This window comes from Streptomyces tailanensis, assembly GCF_008386495.1.
GTDB classification, from domain to species: Bacteria; Actinomycetota; Actinomycetes; order Streptomycetales; family Streptomycetaceae; genus Streptomyces; species Streptomyces tailanensis.
Map to the genome: position 1 here is coordinate 5,510 of NZ_VTHJ01000051.1, position 19,113 is coordinate 24,622.

At 70.0% G+C, this 19,113-nt stretch carries 18 protein-coding genes; 8 read left to right on the top strand and 10 right to left on the bottom strand.

Features of this window, described 5'->3' with window-relative positions; genetic code table 11:
• Positions 1-69: 69 nt before the first annotated feature.
• Entirely contained in the window at positions 70-2,346 is a 2,277-nt protein-coding gene (locus tag F3T56_RS32890; protein ID WP_172639250.1) for a transglycosylase domain-containing protein, read from the bottom strand.
• Between the two features lie 523 nt (positions 2,347-2,869).
• On the opposite strand from F3T56_RS32890, the gene wblA reads away from it, so the two are divergent.
• A complete protein-coding gene (gene wblA / locus F3T56_RS32900) occupies positions 2,870-3,208 on the top strand; it encodes a transcriptional regulator WblA (RefSeq protein WP_033524587.1) in 339 nt (112 codons plus the stop codon).
• A gap of 126 nt (positions 3,209-3,334) precedes the next feature.
• On the opposite strand, the gene bagB is transcribed toward wblA, so the two are convergent.
• Both bagB and bagA read right to left on the bottom strand, forming a co-directional pair.
• Complete coding sequence (gene bagB / locus F3T56_RS32905; RefSeq protein WP_149829004.1) at positions 3,335-4,723, bottom strand: ATPase BagB; 1,389 nt, start codon at positions 4,721-4,723, stop codon at positions 3,335-3,337.
• Positions 4,720-5,697 carry an ATPase BagA gene (gene bagA / locus F3T56_RS32910; protein WP_149829005.1) on the bottom strand — a complete coding sequence of 326 codons (978 nt, stop codon included), beginning with the start codon at positions 5,695-5,697 and terminating at the stop codon, positions 4,720-4,722. The genes bagB and bagA overlap by 4 nt, the downstream gene beginning before the upstream one ends.
• A gap of 162 nt (positions 5,698-5,859) precedes the next feature.
• On the opposite strand from bagA, the gene sp36 reads away from it, so the two are divergent.
• The 4 genes from sp36 (at position 5,860) to F3T56_RS32930 (ending at position 8,322) form a co-directional block, all read left to right on the top strand.
• Positions 5,860-6,021: a Sp36 family protein gene (sp36, locus tag F3T56_RS32915; RefSeq protein WP_075033571.1), complete on the top strand. Its 162-nt coding sequence runs from the start codon at positions 5,860-5,862 to the stop codon at positions 6,019-6,021.
• A complete protein-coding gene (locus tag F3T56_RS32920; protein WP_149829006.1) occupies positions 6,018-6,485 on the top strand; it encodes a RidA family protein in 468 nt (155 codons plus the stop codon). Before sp36 ends, F3T56_RS32920 begins: the two co-directional genes overlap by 4 nt.
• A gap of 128 nt (positions 6,486-6,613) precedes the next feature.
• Positions 6,614-7,495, top strand: coding sequence for an NUDIX hydrolase (locus F3T56_RS32925; RefSeq protein WP_149829007.1), 882 nt, complete (start codon positions 6,614-6,616; stop codon positions 7,493-7,495).
• On the top strand, positions 7,492-8,322 hold the full coding sequence (locus tag F3T56_RS32930) for an MBL fold metallo-hydrolase (protein WP_149829008.1): 831 nt from the start codon (positions 7,492-7,494) through the stop codon (positions 8,320-8,322). Before F3T56_RS32925 ends, F3T56_RS32930 begins: the two co-directional genes overlap by 4 nt.
• Before the next feature lie 12 nt (positions 8,323-8,334).
• Here F3T56_RS32930 and F3T56_RS32935 read toward each other — a convergent pair whose 3' ends face one another.
• Positions 8,335-9,168, bottom strand: coding sequence for a nucleotidyltransferase domain-containing protein (locus F3T56_RS32935; protein WP_172639251.1), 834 nt, complete (start codon positions 9,166-9,168; stop codon positions 8,335-8,337).
• Between the two features lie 218 nt (positions 9,169-9,386).
• The gene (locus F3T56_RS32940; protein WP_005476003.1) at positions 9,387-10,061 is read right to left on the bottom strand and encodes a Crp/Fnr family transcriptional regulator; all 675 of its coding nucleotides are present in this window, start codon (positions 10,059-10,061) and stop codon (positions 9,387-9,389) included.
• 383 nt (positions 10,062-10,444) lie between these two features.
• On the opposite strand from F3T56_RS32940, the gene nth reads away from it, so the two are divergent.
• The 3 genes from nth to F3T56_RS32955 all read left to right on the top strand — a co-directional run bounded on the left by nth (position 10,445) and on the right by F3T56_RS32955 (position 13,591).
• On the top strand, positions 10,445-11,356 hold the full coding sequence (gene nth, locus F3T56_RS32945) for an endonuclease III (RefSeq protein ID WP_425473688.1): 912 nt from the start codon (positions 10,445-10,447) through the stop codon (positions 11,354-11,356).
• 133 nt (positions 11,357-11,489) lie between these two features.
• Entirely contained in the window at positions 11,490-12,272 is a 783-nt protein-coding gene (locus tag F3T56_RS32950) for an NUDIX hydrolase (protein WP_246204120.1), read from the top strand.
• A gap of 119 nt (positions 12,273-12,391) precedes the next feature.
• Complete coding sequence (locus F3T56_RS32955) at positions 12,392-13,591, top strand: MarP family serine protease (protein ID WP_149829009.1); 1,200 nt, start codon at positions 12,392-12,394, stop codon at positions 13,589-13,591.
• Positions 13,592-13,602: 11 nt separating this feature from the next.
• Here F3T56_RS32955 and F3T56_RS48455 read toward each other — a convergent pair whose 3' ends face one another.
• The 5 genes from F3T56_RS48455 to acs all read right to left on the bottom strand — a co-directional run bounded on the left by F3T56_RS48455 (position 13,603) and on the right by acs (position 19,006).
• Entirely contained in the window at positions 13,603-13,788 is a 186-nt protein-coding gene (locus tag F3T56_RS48455; protein WP_149829010.1) for a hypothetical protein, read from the bottom strand.
• A 140-nt stretch (positions 13,789-13,928) separates the two neighbouring features.
• Complete coding sequence (locus tag F3T56_RS32965; protein WP_149829011.1) at positions 13,929-14,897, bottom strand: alpha/beta fold hydrolase; 969 nt, start codon at positions 14,895-14,897, stop codon at positions 13,929-13,931.
• Entirely contained in the window at positions 14,894-15,373 is a 480-nt protein-coding gene (locus F3T56_RS32970; RefSeq protein WP_149829012.1) for a phage holin family protein, read from the bottom strand. Before F3T56_RS32970 ends, F3T56_RS32965 begins: the two co-directional genes overlap by 4 nt.
• Positions 15,374-15,494: 121 nt before the next feature.
• Positions 15,495-16,898, bottom strand: a complete 1,404-nt coding sequence (gene nhaA / locus F3T56_RS32975) for a Na+/H+ antiporter NhaA (RefSeq protein ID WP_149829013.1) — start codon at positions 16,896-16,898, stop codon at positions 15,495-15,497.
• Between the two features lie 152 nt (positions 16,899-17,050).
• Complete coding sequence (gene acs, locus F3T56_RS32980; protein ID WP_149829014.1) at positions 17,051-19,006, bottom strand: acetate--CoA ligase; 1,956 nt, start codon at positions 19,004-19,006, stop codon at positions 17,051-17,053.
• Between the last annotated feature and the right edge of the window lie 107 nt (positions 19,007-19,113).

The window sequence follows — 19,113 nt, forward strand, 5'->3', positions numbered from 1 at the left end:
GGGGCGCCCCTCGTAACAGAGGGGCGCCCCACCGCCGTATGCGCTCAGGGAGTCAACGGGTCTCAGCCGTCACCCGAAGCCCCCGTTGCCGTTCCCGTTGTTCCCGCCGTTGCCCTGCCCCTGGATGAAGCCCTCGGGGATCGTGAACTCCGGCGTCGGGAACGTGCCGCCGTCGGTGCCGCCGATCAGGCCGCCCTCGTCGTCACCGTTGCCGTTGTCGTTGCCGCCGTTGTCATTGTCGTTGTCCCCGCGACCGCGGTCCGGCCGCTCTTCGGGGATGTTGACGAGGGTGAAGTCGGGGGCGGGCTCGCCCTCCAGCGCGCCGGACATCATGTCGCGCCAGATCGGGCCGGGGACCTCACCACCGAAGACCTTGGCGTACGTACGGCCGCCGATGGTGATGTTCACCATGCGGCGCTCGTGCGCGGGGTCGCCGACCCAGACGGCGCCGGCCATGTTCGGGGTGTAGCCCACGAACCAGGCCGCGTAGCGGAAGTCCGTCGTACCGGTCTTACCGGCGCTGGGGCGGCTGCCGAGGCCCGCCTGCGTACCCGTACCGTCCTCGACCACGCCCCTGAGCAGGGTGTTGATGGTGTCGGCGGTGTTCTCGGACATCGCGCGCGAGCAGGTCGACTTCGGGACCTCCAGCGACTTCGACTCCCCGCCGACCCGCTGGGTGATCGACTCGATGGCGATCGGGGTGCAGTACATACCGCGCGCGGCGAAGGTCGCGTACGCGTTCGCCATGGTCAGCGGGGACATCTCCTGGGTGCCGAGGGCGATCGACGGGGCCTGGTCCATGTTGCGGCCGTCGGCCCGCTCGACGCCCATCTTCTCGGCCATCTCCGTCACCGGGCAGATGCCGATGTCCGCGATCATCTGCACGAAGTAGGTGTTGACGGACAGCGCGGTCGCCCGCTTCATCGAGTACGGGCCGACCTCGGTCTCGTTCTCGTTGGTGAGCGTGGAGCGGGGGCTGGCGTTGTTCACCCAGTTCTTGCCGCCGCAGACCGAGATCGGGCTCGGGTACTCCATCTTGTACGGCGCGGAGTACGACTTCGTCGCGGGCATGCCGCCCTCCAGGGCGGCCGCGGCGACGATCGGCTTGAACGTCGAACCGGGCTGGTAGCCGGCGCCGCCGCCCATGGACTGGTCGACCGAGAGATTGATCGTCGTCTCGTTCTGCTTGACGTCCATGCCGTATGGCCGGGACTGGCCCATCCCGAGGATCTTGCCGGTGCCGGGCTCCACGATGGTGGCGGCCGTGGCCACCTCGTCCTTCTGGTTGACGTGGTCCTTGATGGAGGCCTGGACCGACTTCTGGGCCTTCGGGTCCATCGTCGTCTGGATCGTCAGGCCGCCCTGGTTCCAGATCTTGGCCCGCTCCTCCGCGGTCTTGCCGAAGACCGGGTCGTTCAGGAACACCTCGCGGACGTAGTCACAGAAGAAGCCCGCGCCCATGACGGCCGTGATGCAGCCGTTCTTGGGCTTGCTGATGTCCAGGCCGAGCGGCTTCTCCTTGGCCTCGTCGGCCTCCGCCTGTGCGATGTCGCCGACGTCCGCCATGCGCTGCAGCACGGTGTTGCGGCGCTTGGTGGCCTCCTGAGGGTCGTTCACCGGGTCGTACCGGCTCGGCGACTGCACGATGCCGGCGAGCAGCGCGGCCTCCTCGACCTTCAGGTCCTTGGCCGACTTGGAGAAGTAGCGGCGGGAGGCGGCCTCGACACCGTAGGCCTGCTGGCCGAAGAACGTGATGTTCAGGTAGTTCTCGAGGATCTTCTTCTTGCCGAGCTCTTCCTCGAGCTGGATCGCCTGCTTCAGCTCCTTGATCTTGCGACCGAGGGTCTGCTGGGTGGCCTGGGCGACCAGCGTCGGGTCGTCACCGGCCTCCTCCACCGCGACGTTCTTCACCAACTGCTGCGTCAGCGTGGAGGCGCCCTGTGTGACACCGCCGCTCTGCGCGTTCCGGTTGAGCGCGCGGAGCACGCCCTTCAGGTCGATCGCGCCGTGCTGGTAGAAGCGGGCGTCCTCGATGGCGATGATCGCCTGCTGCATGTACGGCGAGATCTCCTTGAGATCGACCACCGTACGGTCGCGCGAGTAGACAGTGGCGATCTGGTCGCCCTTGCTGTCCAGGATCGTGGTGCGCTGGCTCAGCGGTGGCTGCTTGAGGTTGGCGGGGAGTTCGTCGAACCCCTCGACCGAACCCTTGGCCGCGAGCCCCAGGGCGCCGACCGCTGGCAGCGCGATGCCCGCCATGACGGCACCGGCGAGGACGCTGACACCTAGGAACTTGGCGGCCTGCTGTGTGGGGGACAGACCACCACCCGAGCGCTTGTTTGGCATGAGGGCAGCCTAATCCGTCGGTATGACCGTTCCGAAGGAGCGGGTGCCTCCGGAGGGGCACAAGTGCCGGATCGTGACATCCGCTGCGGCCCGCGCGGCGGCGTTAAGGGACCTTAACGCCGGCCTACGTTCTCATTTCCCGGACAGGCACACAGGCGTTGGCCTAAGCTGCTCCCAACTGTCACGGCAGTAGGCCCTTGTATCAAGTACGTCCGCCGAGCCCGAATCGTTCTGACGTTCTTCCGATTTTTTTCCGGGGTCATGTCCGAATCTACCTCGTGTGTCATTCGGTGTCCGTTGTGACGCATGTCAACTGTCCCGTTCTGTCGGGATAGTCACGTATGCCCTCGGGTCACTCCCACGGGTGATCTGCCGCTTACGCATAGTCCGTTCGGGCCATTCAAGATTGGGCCCGAAGGGGGTGTTGCGCTGTGCCCACCTTCCGTAACGTCCTCAACTGGCGGCGGTGAATATGCCGCTGCCGCCGTGGGGGAGCCTCGATTCGGGAGAGGACGGCGCCGGTATGGGCTGGGTAACCGACTGGAGTGCGCAGGCTGCCTGCCGCACTACCGATCCGGATGAACTGTTCGTTCAAGGAGCAGCGCAGAACAGGGCCAAGGCGGTGTGCACCGGATGCCCGGTGCGGACGGAGTGCCTGGCGGACGCGTTGGACAACCGCGTCGAGTTCGGCGTGTGGGGAGGAATGACGGAGCGCGAGCGCCGCGCACTGCTGCGCAGGCGTCCGACCGTCACGTCATGGCGCAGGTTGCTGGAGACCGCGCGCACGGAGTACGAGCGTGGCGCGGGCATTCTGCCGCTCGACGATGACGAGATGTACGAGAACTACGCGGCGGTGAGCTGAGGACGAGGCCCCTTCCGGGTCCTTTCCGGGCCACGTCGGTCGAGGGCGCCCTTGAGGTGTCGGCGCGTCGGGCAGGTGTGCCGGCTCTCGGGTGCCCCGAGGCGTGACTCGTTGGTACTCCGTCGGTCAGTCGTCGGAGGTGGGCAACTCCGGCCGTACGGTCGCGAGTCGGCCCCCGATGTCCCGCAGACCCGCCAGGTCGTGGACATCGCCGGGCAGCGCGGCCACCTCGGCCACGGCCACCTCGGGATGAAGCGCGGTGAAGCGGTCACGCGTGCGCTGCTCGCGGGAGAGCAGCCGCATCCGCTCGGCGTGCAGCCTGAGCAGGCCTGCCGTGAGCTGTTCGACGGTCCGGTCCGGGGCGGGGGAGCCGTCCTGGGTACCGGCGGAGTCAGCCTCAGCACCGGGGGGGTCGGCCTGGGCGTCGATGGTGGCGGGAGATTCTGAACTTCCGTACGTTTCGGGAGAGTTACGAACTGCTTTCCCGTTCATCTGATCCACAATGCGGGGCTCGTCAAGATTTTCCGCGGCGGCGAGCGCGCGCTCGGCGGACAGCTGGGCCGCGCCGCTGCCGTGGACGCGGTTGAGCACCAGACCGGCCAGCGGCATGTCCTCGGCCGCCAGCCGCTCCACGAAGTACGCCGCCTCCCGCAGCGCGTCCCGCTCGGGCGCCGCCACCACGAGAAACGCCGTACCGGGCGCCTGGAGCAGCTTGTACGTGGCGTCCGCGCGCGTACGGAAGCCGCCGAACATGGAGTCCATGGCGGCCACGAACGTCTGTACGTCCTTCAGCAGTTGGCCGCCGAGCAGCTTGCCCAGGGCGCCCGTCATCATCGACATGCCGACATTCAGGAACTTCATCCCGGCCCGCCCGCCGACCTTCGCGGGCGCCAGCAGCACACGGATCAGCTTGCCGTCGAGGAACGAGCCCAGCCGCTTCGGGGCGTCCAGGAAATCCAGTGCCGAGCGCGACGGCGGGGTGTCGACGACGATCAGGTCCCACTCGTCCCGGGCCCGCAGCTGGCCCAGTTTCTCCATCGCCATGTACTCCTGCGTGCCCGCGAAGCCCGCCGAAAGCGACTGGTAGAAGGGGTTGTTCAGGATCGCGGACGCCCGGTCGGGGTCCGCGTGCGCCTCGACGATCTCGTCGAACGTGCGCTTCATGTCGAGCATCATGGCGTGCAGTTCGCCGTCGCCCTCGATGCCCTTGACGCGCCGCGGGGTGTTGTCCAGCGAGTCGATGCCCATGGACTGGGCGAGCCGCCGGGCCGGGTCGATGGTGAGCACGACCACCTTGCGACCACGCTCCGCGGCGCGCAGGCCGAGGGCCGCCGCCGTGGTCGTCTTGCCGACGCCGCCCGCGCCGCAGCACACGACGATACGGGTCTCGGGGTCGTCGATCAGCGGGTCGAGCGCGAGAGGCCGGGGCGCGATGATCGCGCGATGTGCGTCATGGGCGTCGTGCGCGTCGTGCGCGTCGTGTGCGTCATGGGTGTGGGCCGGGTCCGGAGTCATGAGATCCCTTGCTGACGCAGTTCCGTGGCGAGTTCGTACAGGCCCGCCAGATCCAATCCCTCGGCGAGCAGCGGCAGTTCGTGCAGCGGCAGGCTCAGCTCGCCCAGTGCGCCGCGCTGTTCGTGCTCCAGGGCGTATCGCTCGGCGTACTCCTCCGCCTGCGTGAGCAGCGGCGCCACCAGGCGCTCGGCGTTGCCGCCGCGCCGGGCACCGCCGAGGCCGGCCGTGGACAGCGAGCGGGCTACGGCCGTACGTGGCACCGCGCGCGCGAACTCCAGCTCGTCGGCGTCCAGCACCTCGGGCCGGACCATGTTGACGATGATCCGCCCCACCGGCAGCCGCGTGGCCCGCAGCTCGGCGATACCGTCCGCCGTCTCCTGGACGGGCATCTCCTCCAGGAGCGTCACCAGATGCACTTCCGTCTCGGGCGACTTCAGCACGCGCATGACCGCCTGGGCCTGATTGTGTATCGGGCCGATCTTGGCGAGCCCCGCCACCTCGTCGTTGACGTTCAGGAAGCGGGTGATGCGCCCGGTGGGCGGCGCGTCCATCACCACGTAGTCGTACGCGAACCGGCCGCTTTTCTCCTTGCGGCGCACCGCCTCGCAGGCCTTGCCGGTCAGGAGGACATCCCTGAGACCGGGTGCGATGGTGGTGGCGAAGTCGATGGCGCCGAGCTTCTTCAGGGCCCGGCCCGCCCCGCCGAGCTTGTAGAACATCTGGAGGTAGTCCAGCAGGGCCAGTTCGGGGTCGATGGCCAGGGCGTACACCTCCCCGCCCCCGGGTGCCACCGCGATCTTCCGCTCTTCGTACGGCAATGCCTCCGTCTCGAAAAGCTGTGCGATGCCCTGTCTGCCCTCGACCTCGACCAGGAGGGTGCGCTTCCCCTCGGTCGCGAGGGCGAGCGCGAGTGCGGCGGCGACCGTGGTCTTTCCGGTCCCGCCCTTGCCGCTGACGACCTGGAGCCTGCTCACGTATTCGAGACTAACCAGTCCGCGCGCGGCGTACGCGGGAGGCTGTGGATAACTTGGCCCTTCCTCGCGGTCCCGGCCTGTCTGTGGTCCGTCCGCGGTCCCGGCCGAAGCCGTGCGGAGCCCGTGCCGGGCGGCGGCCGGACAGCGGATAAAGTCGGCCACATGACCAAGTGGGAATACGCAACCGTGCCGCTGCTCGTCCATGCCACGAAGCAGATTCTGGACACCTGGGGCGAGGACGGCTGGGAGCTCGTCCAGGTCGTGCCCGGGCCGAACAACCCCGAGCAATTGGTGGCCTACCTGAAGCGCGAGAAGTCCGCGTGAGCGCCATCGAGGCCAAGCTCGCCGAACTCGGGCTGACCCTGCCCGAGGTGGTCCCGCCGCTCGCCGCGTACCAGCCGGCCGTCCAGACCGGCGTGTACGTCTACACCGCCGGGCAGCTCCCCATGGTGGACGGCAAGCTGCCCGTCACCGGCAAGGTCGGCGCCGAGGTCACCCCCGAGGAGGCCAAGGAACTCGCCCGCACCTGCGCGCTGAACGCACTCGCCGCCGTCAAGTCGGTGGCCGGTGACCTCGACCGCGTCGCGCGCGTGGTGAAGGTCGTCGGCTTCGTCGCCTCGGCCTCGGACTTCACGGGCCAGCCGGCTGTGCTGAACGGCGCCAGCGAGCTCCTGGGCGCCGTCTTCGGCGACAAGGGTGTGCACGCGCGCAGCGCGGTGGGTGTGGCGGTACTGCCGCTGGACGCGCCGGTGGAGGTCGAGATCCAGGTGGAGCTGACGGGGGCGTGATCGCGGGCGGCACGGGTGGGCGCAGCGGCACCTCGTAGCGCCGAGTTCCGCACCCCGCCCCCACCTCCGGTTGCCAAGATCGCGCAGGCTCACTCGAACATGCGCCACGAACGGGTTAGCCTCCGCCCATGGCAAACGGGCAGTGGTACCCAGCCGAGTGGCCGGACCGTATCCGCGCACTCGCGGCCGGCACGCTGACACCGGTGACCCCCAGGCGGGCCGCCACCGTCATGCTGCTCAAGGACACGGCCGACACCCCTGTTGTTCACATGCTGCGCAGACGCGCCTCCATGGCCTTCGCCGGAGGCGCGTACGCGTATCCGGGCGGCGGCGTGGACCCCCGCGACGACGACCACCAGATCCGCTGGGCGGGCCCCACGCGCGCGTGGTGGGCGTCCAGGCTCGGCGTCGACGAGACCGACGCCCAGGCGATCGTCTGCGCGGCCGTACGCGAGACGTACGAGGAGGCGGGCATCCTCCTCGCCGGCCCCACCCCTGACACGGTGGTCGGCGACACCACCGGCGACGACTGGGAGGCGGACCGCGCGGCGGTGGCCGCCCGGGAGCTGTCCTTCGCGGAGTTCCTGGAGCGCAGGGGCCTGGTCCTGCGGTCCGACCTGCTCGGTGCGTGGGCCCGCTGGATCACCCCCGAGTTCGAGACCCGCCGCTACGACACCTGGTTCTTCGTGGCCGCCCTCCCCGAGGGCCAGCGCACGCGCAACGCCTCCACGGAGGCGGACCGCACCGTGTGGATCCGCCCGGGGGACGCCGCCGCCGGCTACGACAAGGGCGAACTGCTGATGATGCCGCCCACCATCGCCACCCTGCGCCGACTCGCCACGTACGCCACGGCCGCCGAGGCCCTCGCCGCCGCCCCCGCCCGCGATCTGGCCCCCGTCCTCGCCGAGGCACGCCTGGAGGACGACGAGGTGATCCTCACCTGGCCGGGCCACGACGAGTTCACCCAACGCATACAGGCGGGCGGCGGCCCCGGTGGAGGTCCCGCATGACGGAAGCAGCAGCTCTCCCCGGCCAGCCGAGAGGCGGGGTCCTGTCGGGCCCCGCGACCGCGCGCGCGGTCAACGTCCTCGCGCCGAACGCGTCGGTGATGACCCTGGACGGCACCAACACCTGGATCGTCTCCGAGCCGGACTCCGCACTGGCCGTCGTGATCGACCCGGGCCCACTGGACGACGGCCATCTCCGCCACGTCGTCGCTACGGCGGAGCAGGCCGGCAAACGGGTCGCGCTGACCCTGCTCACACACGGCCACCCGGACCACGCGGAGGGCGCCGCGCGCTTCGCCGAGCTGACGGGGACGAAGGTACGGGCCCTCGACCCGGCGTTGCGGCTCGGCGGTGAGGGGCTGGGCGCGGGTGACGTGATCTCGGTCGGCGGCCTGGAACTCCGTGTCGTGCCCACGCCCGGCCACACCGCAGACTCACTGTGCTTCCATCTCCCGGCCGATCGGGCCGTCCTGACGGGCGACACCGTCCTCGGGCGCGGTACGACGGTCGTGGCCCACCCTGACGGCCGTCTCGGGGACTATCTGGACTCCCTGCGGCGCCTGAGGTTCCTCACGGTCGACGACGGCGTCCACACCGTGCTCCCCGGCCACGGCCCCGTCCTCGAAGACGCCCAGGGCGCCGTCGAGTTCTACCTCGCCCACCGCGCCCACCGGCTCGCCCAGGTCGAGACGGCGGTCGAGAACGGCTACCGGACCCCCGGCGAGGTCGTCGCCCACGTGTACGCGGACGTCGACCGGTCACTCTGGCCGGCGGCGGAACTCTCGGTGCGGGCCCAACTCGAGTACCTGACGGAGCATGGCCTGATCTGACCGCCTCCTCCCCTAGGGCCCTGGACGCCGGGCTTTGAGGCCGTGCACGCGCGCGTACTCCTCGGCCAGCCAGGGCCCCAGGTCGTCCACGTACGACCGCAGGACGGCGGCATGGCTCCAGGGGTCGGCCCCCGGTTCGTACGCGGCGACGGCCGCGGCCCGCATCTGGGCGGCCCGCTCGGGGTAGTACCGGCCGAACACCTCCGCCATCTCGTGCAGATCGCTGGTCCAGCCGTTCCAGCGGGGCATGACGAGGGTGAAGCCGGTGCGGACGAGGCGCCGGGAGAAGCCGCGGACCAGGGAGCGGCGGGCATCCTGGGAGTCGGCTTCCGCGATCCGCTCGCGCCAGCGGGGCAGGAGCAGCGCGAGGTCGCCGTTCGTCTCGCGCGCGAGGAGGGAGTCCGGCCGATACCGGGGCAGGTCCTCGGCCAGATCCTCGCCGAGCAGCGGCGTACACAGACAGGCCACGAACCATCCCAGGTCGTACCGTTCGAGGTCGCTGAGCACCTGCCCCCGGCTGACCAGCAGCGTCCCCGCCCCGTCGATCCGCGGGAACTCCTTGTCGAGCGCCTCGTCCAGCGCGCGGGCCTCCGTGCGGTCCGCCTCCGTGGGTTCCTCGCGCAGGGCCAGCAGCAGGTCGAGGTCGCTGTGCGCGGGGCGGGCCGTGCCCCTTGGGATCGACCCGTAGAGGTACGCGCTGTGCAGCCGCTTCCCGAACATGTGCAGCACCTGGTCGCGGGCCGCCGCCACGACCGGCCGGAACACGTGGGACACCCGCCCGAGCGACCCCTCCCGCTCGATGTACCCCCGACTGTCCAGCCCTCTCCGGGACCCCGTTTCAGCCATACGACCACTGTGCCCCGAGCCGCCCCGGCCGAGCAGGCTTTTTTCCTCGCCCCCGCCGCCCCTACCCGTCCCGTCCCGTCCCCAGGGGCTACCCCCGCGGGACTTGTCGCGCACAAACTCACCGTAGCCACCCCATGACCCCCAGCGGGGTCGAAGGGGCGGCAGTCCCTGGGGACGGGACGGGTAGGGGCGGCGGGGGCGAGAAACGAAACCGCAGGTCAGCGTGACCGCTTCGCCAGGCGCTCCACGTCCAGCAGGATCACCGCGCGGGCCTCCAGCCGCAGCCACCCCCGCTGCGCGAAGTCGGCGAGCGCCTTGTTGACGGTCTCGCGGGACGCGCCGACCAGCTGCGCCAGCTCCTCCTGCGTGAGGTCGTGCACCACGTGGATGCCCTCCTCCGACTGCACACCGAAGCGCCGGGAGAGGTCCAGCAGCGCACGGGCGACCCGGCCGGGCACGTCCGAGAACACGAGGTCGGACATCTGGTCGTTGGTCTTGCGCAGACGCCGGGCGACGGCACGCAGCAGCGCCGCGGCCACCTCGGGCCGCGCGTTCAGCCACGGCTGGAGGTCGCCGTGGCCGAGGCCGAGCAGCTTGACCTCGGTCAGCGCGGTGGCCGTGGCCGTCCGCGGACCGGGGTCGAACAGCGACAGCTCGCCAATGAGCTCACCGGGGCCGAGCACGGCCAGCATGTTCTCGCGGCCGTCGGGCGACGCGCGGTGCAGCTTGACCTTGCCTTCCGTGACCACGTAGAGGCGGTCACCGGGGTCGCCCTCGTGGAAGAGAGCGTCACCGCGCGCGAGGGTCACCTCACTCATGGAGGCGCGGAGCTCCGCGGCCTGCTCGTCATCGAGCGCCGCGAAGAGCGGGGCGCGCCGCAGAACGTCGTCCACGAGTTCTCTCCTTGTCGACCTGCTCAGGGGATCTTGCTCCCCGTGGTACCAGGGGACCGTGTTCCCCATTTTGCCGGACGGTCCAAACAGTGTGATCTGTCACAAGGATGCCGCACACGTGTCCCGAGGTAAGCGTCAGGGGTCCAATTGGGGGCCGATCTTCTGGGCTCGGGGCGGATGTCGGTGCCGGGCTTTAGGCTGGCCGGGTGTCCAAATCGCCGGTGAGAGCACAGGCCAAGGGGGCTGGGCGAGTGGCTGTACGTCGCGATTCCGCTGTGGGCGAACAGGGCCCCGCGGGAGCGAAGAAAACGGCAAAGGCGACGAAGGTGTCCGAGCCGTCGGGGGTGGAGAAACCCACCGAGACGACGCCGACGCCCGCGGAAATGCCCGTGCCGGCGGAGAAGGCTGTCCCGGTGAAGAAGCCCACGCCCGCGAGGAAGGCGGCCGCGGCGAAGACAGCCGCAGCGAAGACGGCCGCGATGAAGACCGCCCCTGTCGCCCCCGAGAAGCCCGCCAAGCCCGAGTCCCACACCGCTCTCGTCCGCCGCGCCCGCCGTATCAACCGTGAACTCGCCGAGGTGTACCCGTACGCCCACCCGGAGTTGGATTTCGAGAACTCCTTCGAGCTGATCGTCGCCACGGTCCTCTCCGCCCAGACGACCGACCTGAGGGTCAACCAGACGACACCGGCGCTCTTCGCGAAGTACCCCACCCCCGAGGACTTGGCCGCGGCGAACCCGGAGGAGGTCGAGGAGATCCTGCGGCCGTGCGGGTTCTTCCGGGCCAAGACGAAATCGGTGATAGGGCTGTCGAAAGCCCTGGTGGAGAACCACGACGGCGAGGTCCCCGGCCGCCTCGAAGACCTCGTCAAGCTGCCCGGCGTCGGCCGCAAGACCGCCTTCGTCGTCCTCGGGAATGCGTTCGGCCGGCCAGGAATAACCGTGGACACGCACTTCCAGCGGCTCGTACGACGCTGGCGGTGGACCGAGGAGACCGACCCGGACAAGATCGAGGCGGCCGTCGGCGCGCTCTTCCCGAAGAGCGAGTGGACGATGCTGTCGCACCACGTGATCTTCCACGGCCGCCGCATCTGCCACGCCCGGAAGCCGGCCTGCGGCGCCTGCCCCATCGCCCCGCTCTGCCCGGCGTTCGGCGAGGGGGAGACGGACCCGGAGAAGGCCAAGAAGCTCCTGAAGTACGAGAAGGGCGGCTTCCCCGGCCAACGCCTGAAGCCCCCGCAGTCGTACCTGGACGCTGGCGGCATCCCGGCCCCGCCGCTGGGAGCCACCGGATGACGGGCCCGACGGCCGAACTCGCCGCGCCCCGCCCCCTCCCCACCGTGAGCCACCCACAAGAGGGACTCGCGGGACGAATGGAACGATCAGCGGACCCCCGAGCGTTGGGACCGGAGGAACGACGGGGGTGGCAATGACACGCACGAGCCGGACGGACGACGACACACACACCGACGACGGCATGCACATCGACAACAGACACGGACACGGACCCCACACACGGCCCGGGTGCGACTCGCGGGACGGGCGACGCCTGCGCCTCGACAAGACCGGTCTGCCCGCCTGGCTGGATCCGGTGGTCCGCGCCGTCGAGACGGTCGAACCGTTGCAGCTGAGCCGCTTCCTGCCGCCGAAGAACGGCTCGGGGCGGCAGTCCGCGGTCCTGATCCTGTTCGGCGAGGGCGACAGCGGGCCCGAGCTGCTGCTCATGGAGCGCGCCGGCTCCCTCAGATCGCACGCCGGCCAGCCGTCCTTCCCGGGCGGCGCCCTCGACCCCGAGGACGGCGATCCGGCCACCGACGGGCCGCTGCGTGCCGCCCTGCGCGAGGCGGAGGAGGAGACCGGCCTCGACCCCGACGGCGTCCAGCTCTTCGGCGCGCTGCCCAAGCTGTACATCCCGGTCAGCGGCTTCGTCGTCTCGCCCGTGCTGGGCTGGTGGCGCGAGCCGAGCCCGGTCCGGGTCGTGGATGCGAACGAGACGGCACGCGTCTTCACGGTCCCCGTGGCGGATCTCACGGATCCGGCCAACCGCGCGACCACCGTTCACCCCAGCGGCCACCGAGGTCCGGCATTTCTGGTCGAATCGGCCCTGGTGTGGGGTTTCACGGCCGGGGTGATCGACCGTCTGCTGCACTACTCGGGCTGGGAGCGGCCGTGGGACCGCGACAAGCAGGTCCCGCTCGACTGGCGCTCATGACAGGGTGGCTGCCGTGCTGCGTCTTTTGGGGAGCGTTGTGATGCCCTGTCGCCGCGCGGCGGGCCGGACCCCTGGCCGACCTGGAGTGAACGCGAAGTGACGAGGCGAGGCTTGAAGCGGTGAACGTGCTGGACATCCTGTTGCTGGTCGCCGCCGTCTGGTTCGCGATCGTCGGCTTCCGACAGGGCTTCGTCGTCGGCATCCTGTCGGTGATCGGCTTCCTCGGCGGCGGCCTCGTCGCCGTCTACACCCTGCCCGTCATCTGGGACTGGATGACGGACAACTCGGAGGTGAGCACGGCCGCCGCCGTCGTCGCGGTCGTCATCGTCATCGTCTGCGCCTCCGTCGGCCAGGCCTTGACCACCCACCTCGGCAACAAGCTGCGCCGGTACATCAGCTGGGCCCCGGCCCGCGCCCTGGACGCCACCGGCGGCGCCCTCGTCAACGTCGTGGCGATGCTGCTGGTGGCCTGGCTGATCGGTTCCGCGCTCGCGGGGACGACCCTGCCGACACTCGGCAAGGAGGTGCGCAACTCCAAGGTGCTGCACGGCGTGTCCCAGGCGTTGCCCGCCCAGGCGGACACCTGGTTCGCTGACTTCTCCTCGGTCCTCGCGCAGAACGGTTTCCCGCAGGTCTTCAGCCCGTTCTCGAACGAGCAGATCACCGACGTCGCGCCCCCCGACCCCGCCCTCGCGGCCAGCCCGGTCGCCCAGCGCGCCCAGCGGTCCATCGTCAAGGTCATGGGCACCGCCCAGAGCTGTGGCAAGGTCCTGGAGGGCACCGGCTTCGTCTTCGACGAGCGCCGCGTGATGACCAACGCCCACGTGGTCGGCGGAGTTGACGAACCCACCGTCCAGATAGGGGGCCAGGGCCGCAAGTACGACGCCACGGTCGTCCTCTACGACTGGCAGCGTGACATCGCCGTACTGGACGTGCCGGACCTGAACGCGCCCGTGCTGCGGTTCACCACCGAGGACGCCGCCAGCAGCGACGACGCGATCGTCGCGGGCTTCCCGGAGAACGGCGCGTACGACGTCCGCCCCGCGCGTGTGCGCGGCCGCATCATGGCCAAGGGCCCGGACATCTACCACCGCGGCACGGTCCGCCGCGATGTCTACTCGCTCTACGCGACCGTCCGCCAGGGCAACTCCGGCGGCCCGCTGCTCACGCCCGACGGCAAGGTCTACGGCGTGGTCTTCGCGAAGTCCCTCGACGACCCGAACACGGGCTACGCGCTCACCGCGGACGAGATCCGGGAGGACATCACCCAGGGCCGCGCGGCCAACCAGCGGGTGGACAGCGACAGCTGCGCGCTCTGATCGCTACAGCGTCAAGGGCGAGGGTGGCGCAGCCGGGCCGAGACCCAGCGCGCCCGGCGGCGCAGGATGCGTGGAATGCCCAGCCGGGGATCCGTGTCCGTGCCCGGGAACTGCGGGGTGCCCCTCTGGTGGGAGCCCAGGCCCGCGGCCGAGCGGCGGTTGCGTGCTGCGTCACTGTAGTCGTGCGTCCAGCCCATACCCCGACGTGTGCCCCCGCCCGAAGGTCGATAACCGCCCCCACGCCCCCCAATTGGCCTATGCGCCGGGCAAGTGGCTGTCCATGGAACAGCTGTTCACGTCGGCCGGTGATCGGACGGTGAAACGACCCGCCGGGACCTCACCGGTCGGGCTCGGGATCCTTGAGCCAGTTGATGAGTTCGGCGGAGAAAGCCACCGGGTCCTCCTCATGCGGAAAGTGCCCGAGCCCGTCGAACAGCCGCCAGCGGTACGGCGCTTCGACGTACTCCCCGGACCCCGCCGCGCTGCGCGTGCGCATCACCGGGTCGAGTGAACCGTGCAGATGGAGCGTGGGCACGCGCACGGGCCGCTTCATGCGCCGGTTGAACTGGATGCCGTCCGGGCGGGCCATGGACCGCACCATCCACCGGTACGGCTCGATCGAGCAGTGCGCCGTCGAGGGGATGCACATCGCCCGCTGATACGCCTCGACGGCCTCGTCGTCGGGCAGCCGCGGCCCCGACCAGTCCCGGATCAGACGGCCCACCAGGGCGCCGTCGTCGGCGGTGAGTTGCCGCTCGGGGATCCAGGGCCGCTGGAACCCCCAGATGTACGACCCGGCGGCCGTCTGCTTCACGTCCGACAGCATCGCCGAGCGCCAGCGCCGCGGATGCGGCATCGAGGAGACCGCGAGCCGGCGTACGAGCTTGGGGCGCATCACGGCCGCCGTCCACGCCAGATAGCCGCCCAGGTCGTGGCCGACCAGCGCGGCGTCGTGCTCGCCGAGGGACCGTACGACGCCGGTGATGTCGAGGGCGAGGTTGGCCGGGTCGTAACCCCGGGGCGTACGGTCGCTGCCGCCGACCCCGCGCAGGTCCATGGCCACGGCACGGAAGCCCGCGTCGGCGAGGGCGACCAGCTGGTGCCGCCAGGTCCACCAGAACTGCGGGAAGCCGTGCAGAAGCAGCACCAGCGGCCCGTCACCGGTCTCGGCGATGTGGAAGCGCGCGCCGTTGGCCGCCACGTCCCGGTGGATCACCTCTTTCGCGCCGGGCACGTCGAGTCGTACGACCGAGGCGGGCTGGCCGGAAACAGGTCCAGAGACAGGCGAGGTGGCGGGATCCGTCATGAGGTCGAGCGTGCCACAGCCTCGACGCCGCCGTCGGTCCGGGCGGGCTGACGGGGGTGCGGCTTGGCGTTCTGCAGCACGCCCGCCGTCTGCTTCATGGAGGCGGCGACCTTCTGCGGGCCCTTCCCCTTCTTGGCCTTCTTCGAGAAGGCGACGCCGATGAGCGCGAGGACGACGGCGACCAGCACGTTCGCCGCGAACGACAGCAGGAAGCAGATCGCCAGGTTCCAGTCGCTCCAGGTGCGGATGCCGTACGCCAGGGCGAAGCTCAGCATCGGCAGGGAGAAGATCAGCACCGCGCCGGCCGCCGCGAACGCCCCGCCGCCGACCACACCGCGCTTGACGTCCTGCCTGAGCTGGGCTTTCGCCAGTGCGATCTCGTCGTGCACCAGCGCCGACATCTCGGCCGTCGCCGAGGCGAACAGCTCACCGACACTGCGTTCGGCACCGACCGGGCTGCCGTCGGGTGCGGTCATCGGGGTCTCCCTCATATGCGTCCGGAAGCGCCCCACGCCCGTACGGTCCCTGAACTCAGCGAACTCAGCGGTCCTCATACGGTGTCGCGGGGCGCCCTGCGTTTTGTACGGTCCTGTCAGATCATGCCGGACCGTCGCCCCTGCCGCCTGCCCCGCCCGCCACTTCGGCAAGCCTGCGGTGCTCGGCGGCCTTGCGCTCGTACAACTCGGCCATGCGCAGGTGGTACGCCGGGTTGTCCTGTTCGTAGATGTCGGGGATGCCGTCGTGGTCGTCGTCGCGCTCCTCGGCGGCCCACAGCGCCTGGTACTTTGCGTTGCGCAGCTTCAACAGGACGGTCGCCAGGACCGCTGCTATGAGCGAGCCGGTGAGGACGGCGGCCTTGACGCCGTCGGTGAGGGCCGGGTCGTCCTCGAAGGCCAGTTCGCCGATGAGCAGCGACACGGTGAAGCCGATCCCGGCGAGCGAGGCGACCGCGAAGACGTCCGGCCACACCAGGTCCTCGGAGAGCGAGGCCCGGGTGAAGCGGGCGGCCAGCCAGGTCCCGCCGAAGATCCCGAGCGCCTTGCCGACGACCAGGCCGAGCACCACGCCGAGCGTCTCCGGCTGGGTGAACACCTCGCCCAGCGAGTCGCCCGACACCGCGACTCCCGCGCTGAACAGGGCGAACAGCGGTACCGCGAGACCCGCCGACAGCGGTCGTACGAGGTGCTCGATGTGCTCGCCGGGGGAGTGCGCCTCCCCTTCGTGCCGGGTGCAGCGCAGCATCAGGCCCATCGCGACACCGGCGATGGTGGCGTGGACGCCGCTGTTGTACATCAGCCCCCAGATGACCAGCGCGAGCGGCACATACACGTACCACCCGCGTACGCCCTTGCTGAGCAGCAGCCAGAAGACGGCGAGGCCGACGAACGCGCCGCCGAGCGCGGCGAAGTCGAGGTCGGAGGTGAAGAAGACGGCGATGATCAGGATCGCGAACAGGTCGTCGACGACGGCGAGGGTGAGCAGGAACGCACGGAGCGCCGACGGCAGCGAGGTCCCGATGACGGCCAGTACGGCGAGCGCGAACGCGATGTCGGTCGCCGTGGGCACCGCCCAGCCGGTCAGGGAACCGCCGCCGGTGACGTTGGTGAGGATGTAGACGAGCGCCGGTACGGCCATGCCGCACAGGGCGGCCACGACAGGCAGTGCGGCCGCTTTGGGGTCCTTGAGGTCACCGGCGACCAGCTCGCGTTTGAGTTCGATCCCGGCGACGAAGAAGAAGATCGCGAGGAGTCCGTCGGCGGCCCAGTGGGCGACGGACAGATGGAGGCCGAGGGTTTCGGGGCCGAAGTGGAAGTGGCTGACGCTCTCGTAGCTGTCGTGCAGCGCGGGAACGTTCGCCCAGATCAGCGCGGTGACGGCGGCCGCGAGCAGAAGCACCCCGCCGACGGTCTCGGTGCGCAGCGCGTCCGTCACGAAGGTCCGCTCGGGGAGCGAGAGCCGTCCTAGGACCTTGCGGGTGGGGGTGGTGCGGGGCGCGGGCACGGCGGAGACCTCCGGTCGGTGGGCAGGATGGAACACCTGCCGACCAGACTTCCCGGCGCACCTTTTTACTTAGCTTACCTAAAGGGCGCCCGGCGCGCTAAAGGGCACCCGGCGTGCTCATCACCGGGTGCCCTTCATGCTCGTACGTACGCTCAGTCCTCGCTGGGCGCCGCGGGCAGCTTGGCCTGGATCAGGTCCATCACCGCGGAGTCGGTCAGCGTGGTGACGTCACCGAGCTGCCGGTTCTCCGCCACGTCACGCAGCAGGCGCCGCATGATCTTCCCGGAGCGGGTCTTGGGCAGCTCCGCCACCGGCAGGATCCGCTTGGGCTTGGCGATGGGGCCGAGCGTGGCGCCCACATGGCCTCGCAGCTCGCTGACCAGGTCCTCGGTCTCGGCCGCCGTACCGCGCAGGATCACGAACGCCACGATCGCCTGACCGGTGGTCTCGTCGGCGGCACCGACGACGGCCGCCTCGGCGACCGACGGGTGCGAGACGAGCGCCGACTCCACCTCGGTGGTCGAGATGTTGTGGCCCGACACGAGCATCACGTCGTCGACGCGCCCGAGGAGCCAGATGTCGCCGTCGTCGTCCTTCTTCGCCCCGTCACCGGCGAAGTACTTGCCCTCGAACCGCGACCAGTACGTGTCCAGGAACCGCTGGTCGTCGCCCCAGATCGTGCGCAGCATCGACGGCCACGGCTCGGTGAGGACCAGGTAACCGCCACCGCCGTTCGGGACTTCCCGGGCCTCGTCGTCCACCACTGTGGCCGAGATGCCCGGCAGCGGCGTCTGCGCGGAACCCGGCTTGGTCTCCGTCACGCCCGGCAGTGGCGAGATCATCATCGCGCCGGTCTCGGTCTGCCACCAGGTGTCCACGATCGGCGTCGCGTCGGCCCCGATGTGCTTGCGATACCAGATCCAGGCCTCGGGGTTGATGGGTTCGCCGACCGAGCCCAGGATGCGCAGGCTGCCGAGGTCGAACTTCGCGGGGATGTCGTCGCCCCACTTCATGAACGTACGGATCGCCGTGGGCGCCGTGTAGAGGATCGTCACCCCGTACTTCTGCACGATCTCCCAGAAGCGCCCCTGGTGCGGGGTGTCCGGCGTGCCCTCGTACATGACCTGCGTCGCGCCGTTGGCCAGCGGTCCGTACACGAGGTACGAGTGCCCGGTGACCCAGCCGACGTCGGCCGTGCACCAGTACACGTCCGTCTCGGGCTTGAGGTCGAAGACGGCGTGGTGGGTGTACGACGCCTGGGTGAGGTAGCCGCCGGAGGTGTGCAGGATGCCCTTCGGCTTACCCGTGGTGCCCGACGTGTAGAGGATGAACAGGGGGTGCTCGGCCCCGAACGCCTCCGGGGCGTGCTCGGCGGACTGCCGGTCGACGATGTCGTGCCACCACACGTCACGGCCCTCGGTGAACGCGACCTCCTGGCCGGTACGCCGTACGACGAGCACATGCTCGACGTTGTCCACCTTGCCGATCGCCTCGTCCACGGCCGGCTTCAGCGCGGAGGGTTTCCCACGCCGGTAACCGCCGTCGGAGGTGATGACCACCTTGGCGTCGGCGTCCTGGATCCGCGTCGCGAGCGCGTCGGCGGAGAAGCCGCCGAAGACGACGGAGTGCGCGGCGCCGATACGGGCGCACGCGAGCATCGCCACGGCCGTCTCCGGGATCATCGGCATATAGACGGCGACCCGGTCGCCGGCCTGAACCCCCAGCTCCAGCAGGGCGTTGGCGGCCTTGCTCACCTCGTCCTTGAGATCGGCGTAGGTGATGGCCCGGCTGTCCCCGGGCTCGCCCTCGAAGTGGATGGCGACCCGGTCACCGTTGCCCGCCTCGACATGCCGGTCGACGCAGTTGTACGCGACGTTGAGCTCGCCGTCCTTGAACCACTTGGCGAACGGCGGGTTCGACCAGTCCAGCGTCTCGGTCGGCTCCTTGGCCCAGGTCAGCCGCCGGGCCTGCTCCGCCCAGAAACCGAGCCTGTCAGCCTTGGCCTGCTCGTACGCCGCTGCCGTGACGTTGGCGTTCGCGGCCAGGTCAGCGGGCGGCGCGAAGCGTCGCTCCTCCTTCAAGAGGTTGGCCAGGCTTTCGTTGCTCACGACATCTCCCTTTCCCAGGGTGTCCGTTGTGTCCCAGGCCACAGCTCATCAGACGCGGACCCTCGATGACAAGGGCCTTCCCGGGAATGGTTTAGACCTGTGGACGG